This is a genomic window from Arhodomonas sp. AD133 (assembly GCF_051195215.1).
In the GTDB taxonomy this organism is placed as follows: Bacteria; Pseudomonadota; Gammaproteobacteria; order Nitrococcales; family Nitrococcaceae; genus Arhodomonas.
In genome coordinates, this window is the sequence record NZ_JBNAZM010000007.1 from 36,960 (window position 1) to 50,237 (window position 13,278).

12 protein-coding genes and 1 tRNA gene are annotated in these 13,278 nt (G+C 66.9%); 9 read left to right on the forward strand and 4 right to left on the reverse strand.

Annotated features, from left to right (window positions below; translation table 11 throughout):
• Window positions 1-34 precede the first annotated feature (34 nt).
• The 9 genes from pncC to ACPEES_RS06205 all read left to right on the forward strand — a co-directional run bounded on the left by pncC (window position 35) and on the right by ACPEES_RS06205 (window position 8,706).
• Complete coding sequence (pncC, locus tag ACPEES_RS06165; RefSeq protein ID WP_435102126.1) at window positions 35-544, forward strand: nicotinamide-nucleotide amidase; 510 nt, start codon at window positions 35-37, stop codon at window positions 542-544.
• Entirely contained in the window at window positions 531-1,067 is a 537-nt protein-coding gene (gene thpR, locus ACPEES_RS06170) for an RNA 2',3'-cyclic phosphodiesterase (protein WP_435102128.1), read from the forward strand. Before pncC ends, thpR begins: the two co-directional genes overlap by 14 nt.
• A 125-nt stretch (window positions 1,068-1,192) precedes the next feature.
• Window positions 1,193-2,239, forward strand: coding sequence for a recombinase RecA (gene recA, locus ACPEES_RS06175; RefSeq protein ID WP_435102130.1), 1,047 nt, complete (start codon window positions 1,193-1,195; stop codon window positions 2,237-2,239).
• A 6-nt stretch (window positions 2,240-2,245) separates the two neighbouring features.
• Entirely contained in the window at window positions 2,246-2,701 is a 456-nt protein-coding gene (locus tag ACPEES_RS06180; RefSeq protein WP_435102133.1) for a regulatory protein RecX, read from the forward strand.
• A 32-nt stretch (window positions 2,702-2,733) separates the two neighbouring features.
• On the forward strand, window positions 2,734-5,337 hold the full coding sequence (gene alaS, locus ACPEES_RS06185) for an alanine--tRNA ligase (RefSeq protein ID WP_435102370.1): 2,604 nt from the start codon (window positions 2,734-2,736) through the stop codon (window positions 5,335-5,337).
• Between the two features lie 60 nt (window positions 5,338-5,397).
• Complete coding sequence (locus tag ACPEES_RS06190; protein WP_435102134.1) at window positions 5,398-6,657, forward strand: aspartate kinase; 1,260 nt, start codon at window positions 5,398-5,400, stop codon at window positions 6,655-6,657.
• Window positions 6,658-6,885: 228 nt separating this feature from the next.
• Window positions 6,886-7,092, forward strand: a complete 207-nt coding sequence (gene csrA, locus ACPEES_RS06195) for a carbon storage regulator CsrA (protein WP_435102136.1) — start codon at window positions 6,886-6,888, stop codon at window positions 7,090-7,092.
• Between the two features lie 79 nt (window positions 7,093-7,171).
• Window positions 7,172-7,261: transfer RNA gene (locus tag ACPEES_RS06200), tRNA-Ser, on the forward strand.
• A 302-nt stretch (window positions 7,262-7,563) separates the two neighbouring features.
• Entirely contained in the window at window positions 7,564-8,706 is a 1,143-nt protein-coding gene (locus ACPEES_RS06205; RefSeq protein WP_435102138.1) for a sulfite oxidase, read from the forward strand.
• Between the two features lie 239 nt (window positions 8,707-8,945).
• Here the strand turns inward: ACPEES_RS06205 and ACPEES_RS06210 are convergent, their stop codons facing one another.
• From ACPEES_RS06210 to ACPEES_RS06225, 4 genes are all read right to left on the reverse strand, one after another.
• Entirely contained in the window at window positions 8,946-9,212 is a 267-nt protein-coding gene (locus ACPEES_RS06210; protein ID WP_435102140.1) for a DksA/TraR family C4-type zinc finger protein, read from the reverse strand.
• A 236-nt stretch (window positions 9,213-9,448) separates the two neighbouring features.
• On the reverse strand, window positions 9,449-10,384 hold the full coding sequence (locus tag ACPEES_RS06215; protein WP_435102372.1) for an SPFH domain-containing protein: 936 nt from the start codon (window positions 10,382-10,384) through the stop codon (window positions 9,449-9,451).
• A 115-nt stretch (window positions 10,385-10,499) separates the two neighbouring features.
• Window positions 10,500-10,943: an NfeD family protein gene (locus ACPEES_RS06220; protein ID WP_435102142.1), complete on the reverse strand. Its 444-nt coding sequence runs from the start codon at window positions 10,941-10,943 to the stop codon at window positions 10,500-10,502.
• A gap of 174 nt (window positions 10,944-11,117) precedes the next feature.
• Window positions 11,118-13,271, reverse strand: coding sequence for a molybdopterin cofactor-binding domain-containing protein (locus ACPEES_RS06225; protein ID WP_435102144.1), 2,154 nt, complete (start codon window positions 13,269-13,271; stop codon window positions 11,118-11,120).
• Between the last annotated feature and the right edge of the window lie 7 nt (window positions 13,272-13,278).

The following is a 13,278-nucleotide window of genomic DNA, read 5'->3' on the forward strand; positions in this document are numbered from 1 at the left end:
GCCACAATTGACGACGGTCGAGCAGGAGGCATCTATGAACGGGAACAGGCTCCCTACGGACACCGCGCTCACCGAGCTCTCCGCGCAGCTGGGCGAAGCGCTCGCCGCGCGCGGCTGGCGCGTGACCACGGCCGAATCGTGCACCGGCGGCTGGATCGGCAAGGTGCTCACCGACGTCTCCGGCAGCTCCGGCTGGTTCGAGCGCGGTTTCATCGTCTACGGCAATGACGCAAAGGTGGATCTGCTCGGTGTGAGCGCCGACACGCTCCGGGTGCACGGCGCTGTCAGCCTGAACACGGTCGCGGCGATGGCTGCCGGCGCCCGCGCGGCGGCGGACGCGGATCTCGCCGTGGCGGTGACGGGCATCGCCGGCCCTGAAGGCGGCAGTGCGGACAAGCCCGTGGGCACGGTGTGGTTCGGCTGGTGCCGCCGCGACGGCGAGCCCGACTGTGAGTGTCACCAGTTCGACGGCGACCGTGACGCAGTGCGCCGGGCGAGCGTCGCCTATGCCCTGTCCGGACTGCTCGACCGTGCCCGGGAATAGCGGGCAACGCGAGCGGCTGTTCTTCGCCCTGTGGCCCGACGACGCGGTGCGCGCCCGTCTGGCCGCTGCTGCCGAGACGGTGCGGCATGGCCGGCGCGTGCCGACCGGGAATCTTCATCTCACCCTCGCTTTTCTCGGCGACTGCGACGAACGCGCCCGTGAGGCGGCCGTGCGGGTTGCGGGTACCGTCGTGGCGCCGGCGTTCGCGCTCACGCTGACGCGCTGCGGCACCTTCCGCCGCAGCGGTGTCGCATGGCTCGCCCCGGAGGTGACGCCGCCCGCGCTGCAGACGCTCGTCACCCGTTTGCATGAAGGGCTCATCGAGACGGGGTTCAATCTCGACCGCCGTCCCTTCCGCCCTCACGTGACGGTCGCCCGCAAGGCCGCGCCGCAACGCACGCGAACCATCACCCCGGTCGACTGGCCGGTATCCGAGTTCTGCCTGGTCGTCTCGCGTTTGCACCCGGATGGCTCACGCTACGAGCGCCTGCACCGGTGGCCGCTTGCGGCCGCCCCGGCGTGAGCGCAGGTGCGCGTTTCGCCGGCGGTTGTGCCGGGGGCAGGGGTGGGAGGCGGGCAGCGATTGTGGAATAATGACCGGTCATTTGGACATGGTGAGACGGCTTCACCCACGTCTTGGGGATGGCAATGGACGAAGACCGCAAGAAGGCCCTAGGGGTCGCGTTAGGACAGATCGAGAAGCAGTTCGGCAAGGGTGCCGTGATGCGCATGGGCGATGCCCGGGCCGTGCGCGACGTGCCCGTCATCTCCACTGGCTCGCTGACCCTCGACATGGCGCTCGGCGTCGGCGGTTTGCCCCGTGGCCGCGTGGTGGAGATCTACGGGCCGGAGTCCTCCGGCAAGACGACACTCACCCTGCATGCCGTGGCCGAGGCGCAGAAGGCCGGCGGCACGGCGGCGTTCGTCGACGCCGAGCATGCCCTCGACCCGGACTATGCCGAGAAGCTCGGCGTGAACGTCGACGAGCTCCTGGTCTCCCAGCCGGACACCGGCGAGCAGGCACTGGAGATCGCGGACATGCTGGTGCGCTCCAGCGCGGTGGACATCGTGGTCGTCGACTCGGTGGCCGCGCTCACGCCCAAGGCCGAGATCGAGGGCGAGATGGGCGACTCCCATGTCGGCCTGCAGGCGCGGCTCATGTCCCAGGCGCTGCGCAAGCTCACCGCCAATATCAAGCGCTCGAACACGCTGGTGGTGTTCATCAACCAGATCCGCATGAAGATCGGGGTGATGTTCGGCAGCCCCGAGACCACCACCGGCGGCAACGCGCTCAAGTTCTACTCCTCCGTGCGTCTGGACATCCGCCGTCTCGGCGCGATCAAGAAGGGTGACGAGGTGCTCGGCAACGAAACGCGCGTGAAGGTGGTCAAGAACAAGATGGCCCCGCCGTTCAAGCAGGCCGAGTTCGAGATCCTCTACGGCGAGGGTATTTCGCGGCACGGCGAGCTCATCGACCTGGGCGTCAAGCAGGGCCTGATCGAGAAGGCCGGTGCCTGGTATTCGTACAACGGCGACCGCATCGGCCAGGGCAAGGACAACGTCCGCAACTTCCTCAAGGACAACCCGGAGCTCGCCGACGACATCGAGAGCAAGCTCCGCGCGCAGCTCCTGGGGCGCCCCGAGGCCAGCGAAGAGGCCCAGGACGAAACCGCTGAGAGCGGGTCGAACGGCTGACGCATCATGGAGGAGAACCTCCACGCGGAGGTGCGCGAGCGCGCCCTCCGCCTGCTGGCGCGGCGGGAACACTCCGAGCGCGAGCTCGCCGGCAAGCTTGCACAGCGTGGTTACGAGCGCACCGTGGTTGACGAGGTGATCGCCGATCTCGCCGCCGAGCGCCTGGTCAGCGATGAACGATTCGCCGAGGAGTTCGTTCGCGCCCGTAGTGGCCAGGGATTCGGCCCCCTGCGCATCCGCGCTGACCTTGCCCGCCGGGGCGTGGACGACGCTCTCATCACGCCCCATCTGTCCGACGACGCCCAGTGGGTGGCGGCGGCCAGCGAGCTCCACCGAAAACGTTACGGCGACGCGCCGCCGCAGGACGTGCGGGAGAAGGCGCGGCGCACGCGCTATCTTGCCAACCGGGGCTTTACCGCGGAGCAGGTACGCCGCGTGGTGGGGGGCCTCGAAGACGAGTGACCCCGTCGATTCTGACCGATGGCTGTATGGACATGATCAACACGAGCGCACAGATTCGCCAGGCATTTCTCGATTTCTTCCGCGAGCGCGGCCACGAGGTCGTGCCCAGCGCGCCGCTGGTGCCGGGCAACGATCCCACGCTGCTGTTCACCAATGCCGGCATGGTGCCGTTCAAGGACGTGTTCCTCGGCCGCGAGCAGCGTGGCTATACCCGGGCGGTGAGCAGCCAGCGCTGCGTGCGCGCCGGCGGCAAACACAACGACCTGGAGAACGTCGGCTATACGGCCCGGCATCACACCTTCTTCGAGATGCTGGGCAACTTCAGCTTCGGCGACTATTTCAAGCGTGATGCCATCCAGTACGCCTGGACGTTCCTCACGGAGGTCATCGGCCTGCCCGCCGAACGCTTGTGGGTGACCGTATTCGAGGACGACGACGAGGCCGCCGACATCTGGCTGAAGGAGATCGGCGTCGATCCCGACCGCTTCTCCCGCATCGGTGCTCACGACAACTTCTGGTCCATGGGCGATACTGGTCCGTGCGGGCCGTGCTCGGAGATCTTCTACGATCACGGTCCCGAGGTGCCCGGTGGTCCGCCCGGAACGCCTGAAGAGGACGGCGATCGCTACGTCGAGATCTGGAATCTCGTGTTCATGCAGTACGACCGCGACGCCGACGGCACCATGCATCCGCTGCCCAAGCCGTCCATCGATACCGGTATGGGCCTGGAGCGCATCGCCGCCGTGGTCCAGGGCGTGCACAACAACTTCGAGATCGATCTCTTCCAGCGCCTGGTAGCCGCCGCCGGCGAGCTGGCGGGTGTCACGGATCACGCCAACAGCTCCCTGCGCGTGATCGCCGACCATATCCGCGCCTGCGCTTTCCTGATCGTCGACGGTGTGTTCCCCAGCAACGAGGGGCGTGGCTACGTGCTTCGGCGGATCATTCGCCGCGCGGTGCGTCACGGCTACAAGCTCGGGATTTCCAGGACGTTCTTCCATCGCCTGGTGGGACCGCTCATCGACGAGATGGGCGAGGCGTTCCCGGAGCTGCCCCGCGGCCGCGAGCAGGTGGAACGCGTGCTCAAGCAGGAGGAGGAGCGTTTCCGCGAGACCCTGGAGCAGGGGTTGAAGCTGCTGGAGGCCGACCTTGCCGGGCTCGAGGGCCGTATTATCCCCGGCGAGACTGTCTTCAAGCTCTATGACACCTACGGCTTCCCCGTCGACCTAACCGCCGACATTGCCCGGGAGCGTGAGCTCGAGGTGGACCTCGACGGATTCGAGCGGGAGATGGCGGCGCAGCGCGAGCGCGCCCGCGCGGCCAGCGGTTTCAAGGCCGACTACGGCAGCGGCGCGGACTATGAGGGCGCCACCGAGTTCACTGGCTATGAGCACCTGCGCGATACCGGTCGGGTCGACGCGCTCTATACTGAGGGCCGTTCCGTCAACGAGCTCGCCGAGGGCGCCGAGGGTATGATCATACTCGACCGCACGCCGTTCTACGCCGAGTCCGGCGGTCAGGTCGGCGACCGTGGTGTGCTGAGCGCCGAGGGCGTGGAGTTCGAGGTTCAGGATACCGTCAAGTACGGCGACGGCGTCGGCCACGTGGGCGTGCTGCGACGGGGCCGAGTCGTACCCGGCGATACGCTCGCTGCCGAGGTGGACGGGCAGCGCCGTGAGGCCACGGTGCTCAACCACTCCGCCACCCATCTGCTGCACGCGGCGCTGCGCACAGTGCTCGGCGAGCACGTGACGCAGAAGGGGTCGCTCGTGGCACCGGACCGCCTGCGTTTCGATTTCTCCCACTTCGAGCCGCTGTCCCAAGAGCAGCTCGAGCGCCTGGAACGGATGGTCAACGACCAGATCCGCGCCAACGTCGCCGCCGACGTGCGGCGCATGAGCTATGACGAGGCCATGGAATTCGGCGCCATGGCGCTGTTCGGCGAGAAGTACGGTGACGAGGTTCGCGTGATGCGCTTCGGGGAGTTTTCCACGGAGCTCTGCGGCGGCACTCATGTCGCGCGTACCGGTGACATCGGGTTTTTCAAAATCGTCTCCGAGACCGGCATCTCCGCCGGGGTGCGACGGATCGAGGCGATCACCGGCGACGCGGCGGTCGCCTGGGCCGAACAGGTCGAGCGCCGCCTCGGCCGGATCGGCGAGCTGCTGCGTTCGAGTACCGACAACATCGAGGTGCGTCTCGAGCAGATGGTGGACAGCCATCGCCAGCTCGAGAAGCAGATCGAGCAGCTCAAGCAGAAGCTCGCCAGTCAGGCCGGCACCGACCTCGCCGATCAGGCCGTGGACCTGAACGGGGTACGGGTGCTGGCCTCGCGCGTGGAGGGCGGCGACAGCAAGGCGTTGCGCAATACCGTCGACCAGCTCAAGAACAAGCTGGGCAGCGCCGCCATCGTGCTCGCGAGCGTGGACGGCGACAAGGTGCGCCTGGTCGCGGGTGTGACCAAGGACTACACCGACCGGATCAAGGCCGGTGATCTCGTCAACGTCGTCGCCGAGCAGGTTGGCGGGCGTGGCGGCGGTCGGCCGGATTTCGCGCAGGCTGGCGGCAGCGATCCCGGCAGGCTCGACGACGCCCTCCGTTCGGTGGCCGACTGGGTCAGGGAGCGACTCGGCTAGGCGTCCGTGCGGCGCCTGGGGGCCATCTGCCAAACCCACGGACAATCCAGGAAAAGGGATATGTCACTGATCGTACAGAAGTACGGCGGCAGCTCGGTGGGCAGCATCGAGCGCATCGAGCATGTCGCCCGCAAAGCCATCGCGAGTCGCGAGGCCGGTCACGACGTGGTGATCGTGGTCTCGGCCATGAAGGGGGAGACCGATCGCCTCATGGAGCTCGCGCACGGTGCGGCGCAGTCGCCCACACCGCGCCCCCGTGAGCTCGACCTGCTGCTGTCCACCGGCGAGCAGGTCACCATCTCCCTGCTCACCATGGTGCTCGAGCGTCTGGGTGCGCCGGCACGCTGCTACACTGGCGCGCAGGTGCGCATTCTCACCGACAGCGCCTTCAGCAAGGCACGCATTCAGGATATCGACGACGACGTCATCCGCGAGGACCTCAAGCTCGGGCGCATTGTCGTGGTCGCCGGCTTCCAGGGCGTGGACGAGAACGGCTCGATCACCACGCTCGGCCGTGGCGGCTCCGATACCACCGCCGTCGCCCTCGCCGCCGCGCTGAAGGCCGACGAGTGCCAGATCTACACTGACGTGGACGGCGTCTATACCACCGACCCCCGGGTGGTGCCGATGGCGCGCCGGCTCGACCGCATCACCTTCGAGGAAATGCTCGAGATGGCGAGCCTCGGCTCGAAGGTCCTCCAGATCCGTGCCGTCGAGTTTGCCGGCAAGTACCAGGTTCCGCTGCGGGTGCTCTCCACCTTCGAAGAGGGCCCAGGCACATTGATTACCTACGAGGAAGAAGGCATGGAAGAACCGCTGATCTCCGGGATCGCGTTCAACCGCGACGAGGCGAAAATCACCGTTATCGGCGTGCCGGATCATCCGGGTATCGCCGCGCAGATCCTCGGCCCCGTTTCCAGTGCCAATATCAACGTGGACATGATTGTCCAGAACATCAGCAATGACGGGCTGACCGATTTCACGTTTACGGTGCACCGTAACGAGTACGAAAACGCACTCGCCATTCTCCGCGAGCACGCGCAGGCGCTCGGCGCGTCCGAAGTTTACGGGGATACGGGCATCGTCAAGCTCTCGCTGGTGGGGGTCGGCATGCGCTCGCATGCGGCGGTTGCGAGCCGCATGTTCGAGGCGCTCGCCGCAGAGGGCATCAATATCCAGATGATCTCCACCTCCGAGATCAAGGTGTCGGTGGTGGTGGACGAAAAATATCTGGAGCTCGGAGTGCGCGCGCTCCATCGTGCCTTCGATCTGGATGCGAAGGACGGTGCCACGGTGCGCGTCGAGGGTGAAGTCCAGTAGCGAAGGCCCGTAGGGTCGACGCATTGGTTGCGAGGGCGACGGAACGCCCTCATGCTTGCGTTTAGACAGTCGACGTTTGGGTTCACTTGTTGGAAGGGTGATCGGGTGCCCGGGGCTTTGTGTCCGGCGGGTCCGGCGTGGGTCGGGGGAAGGACCGACGATACGCGAGGATCGCGAGCGGCGAGATGGAGCTGCGTGGCGCCGATGAGGCAAGGAGGTGTCGGAGCGATGTTGATTTTGACTCGGCGCGTCGGAGAGACGCTAATGATCGGCGACGAAGTCACCGTGACGGTGCTCGGCGTCAAGGGCAACCAGGTACGTATCGGGGTGAATGCGCCACGGAACGTTTCTGTGCACCGTGAGGAGATCTACGACCGGATCCAGAAAGAGCACGACGACGAGCCGTCGGGTGATGGATCGGCCGGGCAGGAGTGATCCTCGCAGGGGCGGGTTTACGACGGAAGCCAATTCCCGTATATTTCGCCCCCGTTGCCGCTGATCAAGCGGCAGCAACGGAGAGATGGCCGAGTGGCTGAAGGCGCTCCCCTGCTAAGGGAGTATGGGCTAACGCCCATCGAGGGTTCGAATCCCTCTCTCTCCGCCATACAAGCAGCAGATCAAGCATTGGAAAGACACGACGCCTATTATCGTGCTTTCGTTCGTCCCGGCTGAGCCGGGCGGGCTGAATCTGCCAGGGCCGCTGCCGCAATGGCAGCGCCTTGATAACGGGGCGGTTCACCGCCCCGTTATCGTTTCCCCCTTCCCGTCCATCGTCTCGCTGGTTTCCTGTCGGGTTGCGTCCACCGATTTCGCGGCCGGCTGCTACGCTCATGAGACACACCGGCTTGCGGTCCACGCGGGGCGCGGGCCGTGTGAGTGAACGGCGGCATTGGGAGGGGCGGATTCATGACGCGACCACCACCTTCGACGCCTCCGGTCGCGACCCGTGAAATCAGTGGGCTGCCTACGGTCGGCGATGGCAGCGGCCTGTCACCGGATAATCGCTATTACCCGGAAGAGATTCAACTCGCCTTGCGAAACCGGGGGTTGCCGCTGGAGGCCTTGCGATATCCGGTGACACCGGCCGGGTTGCACTATTTGCTCGTCCACTTCGATATCCCTGCCGTGGAGACCGGACGGTGGCAACTCACCGTCGGTGGACAGGTTGCCCGCCCGTTGCAGCTCAGCCTCGCCGATATCAAGGCACGTCGGGCCGTCACCGTGCCCGTCACCATGGAGTGCGCCGGCAACGGGCGGGCGCGGCTGTCGCCGCGCTCTCTGAGCCAGCCATGGCTGTGCGAAGCCGTCAGCACGGCACAGTGGACCGGGACACCGTTGCGGGGCGTGCTCGAGGAGGCCGGAATCGTCGAGGGCGCTGAAGAAATCGTCTTCACCGGCGAGGACTGGGGCGTTCAGGGTGGGGAGGTGCAGCCGTACCAGCGCAGCCTGACCGTCACCGAAGCGCTGCGCGACGACGTTCTACTGGTGTACGCGATGAACGGCGAACCGCTGCCAGCCCAACACGGGTACCCGCTACGCCTGCTCGTGCCCGGCTGGTACGGCATGACCAGCGTCAAGTGGCTGACCGCCATCGAGGTGAGTGCCGAGCCGTTCGATGGCTTTCAGATGGTGAAATCCTACCGCGATTCCCTGGACGCCGAGGACCCGGGGCTGCCCATCAGTCTCATCCGTCCCAAGTCGCTCGTGATCCCGCCCGGCATCCCGGACTTCGTGACCCGGGTGCGGATTTTGTCTCCGGGTCCGGTGACGTTGCAGGGACGGGCGTGGGTGGGTCGTGCCGATATCGCCACTGTCGAGGTGAGTCTCGACGGGGGAACGCTCTGGCGCGATGCGGAGCTCGAGGCGCCCATGCACGGGCCGGCCTGGCGTGGCTGGACGTATCGATGGGAGGCAAAGCCCGGGCGCTATACGCTCTGTGTCCGCGCGACGGATACCACCGGCGAGACGCAGCCGTTCGGCCAGCGCTGGAACTACCAGGGCATGGGGAACAATATGGTCCAGCGCGTGGAGGTGATGGTCGTCCCGTGAGGTCACAATCGCTCACCGGCCAGGCGGCCAACGTCTATTCATTGGGCGCGTTTCCAGAAGCTGGCTGGATGCCGCGGCCGTCGTGGCATTGGTGGGGCTGTGGATGCTTTCCGGGCTGCTGACCAGCCCCGGCACTGACACGCCCGCGCTGGATGACCGGACAGCTGCGCAGGCGTGGAATCCACGCCTGCGAGTCGCTCTGTCGACGGCACGACCGAAGCAGGTCGGTGCAGGGCCGATCAGCGCAGCTGGCTGTCCTTGCTCCCGCGTCGGTTATAGGGGCTGTGAGCCGCTCTCTCGCCGTCGTGCTCGCTCTGGCAGCCGACGCACAGGCGAACGCCCTTGATCGCCTCGCGGCGCGCTTGCGGGATCGCTTCGCCACATTCCTCGCAATGCTGCAGGCTCTCGCCGCGGGGCAGCTGCTCACGGATGTGTGCCAGCGCGTCCTCGACCGTGCTGTCGATCTGCTCCTGGACGGCGCCGTCGTGCGTCCAGCCGTTGGCCATGTGAACGCCTCCCGTGCAGGGGACCTGCCGTGGCGGGCGCGCCCGCCGCCGGTGGTCATGCATCCCGGATGGGTCGGGCCGCCGTGGCCCGGACTAACCTTCGCTGAGACATGGCAATACTTGTCAAAGCTCAGTAAGCCTAACCCCGGTGCGCGTGGCGCTCAACGCCCCCGGCTCGCAGGGCCGGGGGCGATGTCCGGCGGCACGGCCGCCGCGCGGATCCGATGGTGGCGGTGTTAGCTGCTTCCGCTGGCGGCGCTGACGCCGGCGAGGCCGAGTGCACGGCCGGCATCCGCCGTGTTGGCGCCGACCTTCTGTAGACTGCCCAGGGCACCGATGAGCGCGGAGCTCTCGTACGGGACGAACACGCGTTCGCCGTCCTTGGCGATATCCGGCAGGCGTTTGAGGTACTCAAGGCCGAGGAGATAGCCGATCACGGTGTCCACGTCAGTGCCTTCGCCCCCGGCCTCCAGCACCATCCCAATGGCCTTCTGCTCGCCCTCGGCGCGAAGAATCGCCGCCTCGCGCTCACCTTCGGCGGTCAGAACGGCGGAGCGTTTCTCGCCTTCGGCCCGGGCGATTGCGGCTTCCTTCTCACCGTTCGCCTCGGTCACGGTGGCCCGGCGGCGGCGCTCGGCGGCCATTTGCAGCCGCATCGCCTCTTCCACCTCTTCGGGCATGGAGATGTCCTGGATCTCGACCCGGTTGACCTTGACGCCCCATTTGTCGCCGACTTCGTCCATGGTGGTCTGCAGGGCCTGATTGACCTCCGCACGGCTTTCGAAGAGCTTGTCCAGTTCCATTTTGCCGATCTCCGAGCGCAGGGAGGTCTTTGCGAGGACCTCCACCGCCTGGATGAAGTTCTCCACCTCGTAGACGGCAAGCTTTGGGTCGAGGATCTGGAAGTACAGGGCGCCGTTGACCGTAACGGTGACGTTGTCCTGGGTCACCACGTTCTGCCCCGGGAAGTCGAGCACGGTCTCGCGCCGGTCGATGTGCGTTTCCTGCACGATGTAGGCGACGTTCTCACCGCCGCTCTCGCGGTAACGGCGGATGGTGATTGCCCGCGGCTGGTCGACGAAGGGCACCACCCAGTTGATGCCGGGCTGCAACGTGCGCAGGTACGAACCGAGGCGCTCGATCACCACGGCTTCGCTTTGCTGGACGAGCATGATCCCCTTGAACAGGAACACGACCACGAGAATGGCCACGATGACGGCCAGGATGAGGGTAGGGTTGACGAACTCCACGTGAACGCTCCGTTGTTGCCGGTAGTGGTGATGGCAATCAGTCGTCGGGCCCGGTGGCTTCGACGATGGCGGTAATACCGCGTACCTCTCTGATCCGCACGCGTGTGCCGGGTACGGGTCTGTTACCGTCCGGCAGGCGCGCGGGCAGGAAATCGCCGCGAAATTTCAGACCGATCTCGCCGGCCTGCTCGACGATCTCGGCCACCGTGCCACGCTCCACGCCCGATCCCGTGACGCCATAGCGGCTGTTGGGGCGCATGGCGTGGCGGAACTTGATGACGGCGAGCGGGACGAGTACGCCGGCCAGCACGCCGGCAGTGAGAATCTGGGTGGCGAGGGCCGCGCCGGTTACCGCAGCGACCGCACCCCCGAGGCAGGCGAGGCCCAGAGCGAGTAGGACGAACTCCGCGCCCAGCAGCTCCGCTACCGCCAGCGCCAGCCCCAGTGCGATCCACAGGTGCCAGGCCTCGAAACCCAACATGATCCGTTCCTTCTCCGTTGTTGTCCGCGCTGGTGGTCAGTTTCGCAGCGCGTGATGGCGTCTGGATTATGCCAGCAATTCAGCGCGCAGCGATGGGCGAGCGGTACGCGTGGCGGGGCATGTGCGGATGGCCGGCGAGGGCCGGTCGTCGACGCGGCCCTCGCGTGTTCAGGCCTATGCCAGCTCGAAGCCGTGGCGGGTGAGCGGTAGTGAGCGAATGCGTTTGCCCGTGGCCGCGTAGAGTGCGTTGGCGAGTGCCGGGGCGATGGGGGGCGTCCCCGGCTCACCCAGCCCGCCGGGATCGTCACCCTCGGCGATGACCTCGGTGGCGATGGCGGGCATCTGCGACAGACGCACCATGCGGTATGTGTCGAAGTTGCCTTCCTGCACGGCGCCTTCTTCGAGGGTCATTTCGCCATACATCGCGGCGGTCAGCCCGTAGACCACGGCGCTTTCCACCTGCGCTTCGATGGTGTCCGGGTTGACCACCGTACCGCAGTCCACCACGCAGCTCACCTTGTGCAGGGTGATGCGGTCGGCGTCGTCCACGGAGAGCTCGGCGACCTCGCCGACAATGCTCCCGAACGATGTGTGCAGCGCGAGGCCCTGGAACCGCCCGGCACCCGTCTCACCCCAGCCGGCGAGTGCGACGACGCGGTCGAGCACCCGCCGGGCGCGGGCGTCCTCCGGCAGCAGAGCCCGGCGCATGGCTGCCGGGTCCTTGCCGGCCGCTTCCGCCCACTCGTCGATGAAGCTCTCCATGAAGAACGCGTTGTGGCTGTGGCCCACCGAACGCCAGAACCCGACCGGCACGCCAATGTCCTGAAGCGCATACTCGACGCGCATCGCCGTCGGTCGGTAGTGGGAGCCTTCCAGACCCTCCACAGCGCTGTGGTCGAGGCCGTCCTGGACCTGCTGCGGGTTCACCCGCGCCCAGATGGACGGGCTGCTCACCCGGGCGATGATGCCCGTGGGGTTGCCGGCGTCGTCGACGCCGGCACGTAAGCGCGCGGCGGCGGCCGGTCGGTAGAAGTCGTGCCGGACGTCCTCTTCCCGCGACCAGATAAGCTTGACCGGCGCGCCGGCCGCTCGTGACGCCAATGCTGCCTGCACCACGAAATCCATTTCGAAGCGCCGGCCGAAGCCGCCGCCGAGGAACGTGGTGTGCACGGCGACACGATCCGGATCAGCCCCGATCGCCTGGGAGAGCACCACAGGAATGAGGCCGGGGGACTGCGTGGGCGCCCAGACCTCCACGCCGTCGTCGCGCACGTGTACGGTGGCGTTCATGGGTTCCATGGTGGCGTGGGCGAGGTAGGGTACCTCGTAGTCCGCCTCGATCCGTCGGGCGGCGGTCTCCAGCGCGCTGGCCGCGTCACCCTCGTCGTGTCCCACCGCCGGATCCGGGCTCGCGAGGCCCGCCCGGAGCTGACGGGAAACTGCCTCGTTGTCCAGCTCCGCGTTTGCACCCGGGTCCCATTCAGGCTTCAGCGCCTCCACGCCCTTCTGGGCCGGCCAGTAGCCGCTGGCGAGGACGATGACGGCGTCGTCCAGCCGGATTACCCGCTGCACGCCCGGGATATCCAGGGCCGGGGCCTCGTCCACGCTGTCGAGCCGGCCACCGAAGGTCGGACAGGCGCGGATCGCTCCCACCAGCATGCCATCGAGCGTGACGTCGATGCCGAACTCCGCGCTGCCGTTGGTTTTCGCCGGTACGTCCAGTCGGGGTGCCGGGGTGCCCAGCAATGTCCACTGGCTCCGGGGCTTGAGTGTCACCTGCTCGGGTACCGGGAGCTCGCCAGCGGCGCCAGCGAGTTCACCATAGGTGAGGGCCTGGCCATCGGGGCCGTGAATTCGACCCGCCTCGGCACGACATTTCGAAACCTCTACGCCCCATTCGCTGGCTGCCGCCTTGCGTAGCACCTCCCGGGCCTGGGCGCCGACCCGGCGCAGTGGCTCGTGCGTCCAGCGCACCGAGGTGGAGCCCCCGGTGGCCTGCATGTTGAACATCCGGTTGGTGAACTGTTCGCCCACAGGGGCCATTTCGGCGCGCACGTCACGCCAGTCCACGGCGAGCTCCTCGGCGACCAGCATGGGCAGCGCCGTGTAGACGCCCTGACCCATCTCGGAAGAGGGTACGGTTACGGTCACGGTGTTGTCGGGACTTATGCGCAGCCACGCGTTCACCAGCTCGGTGTCGCCACTTGCGGCAGTGGCCCGGGCCGCCCGGCCACCGATCGGCAAATGAAAGCCAATGACCAGGGCGCCGGCGGTGGCGGCGCCTGCCTGCAGAAAGCGGCGGCGTCCGCGGTCGATTGTCTCGGTCATCTCGCCT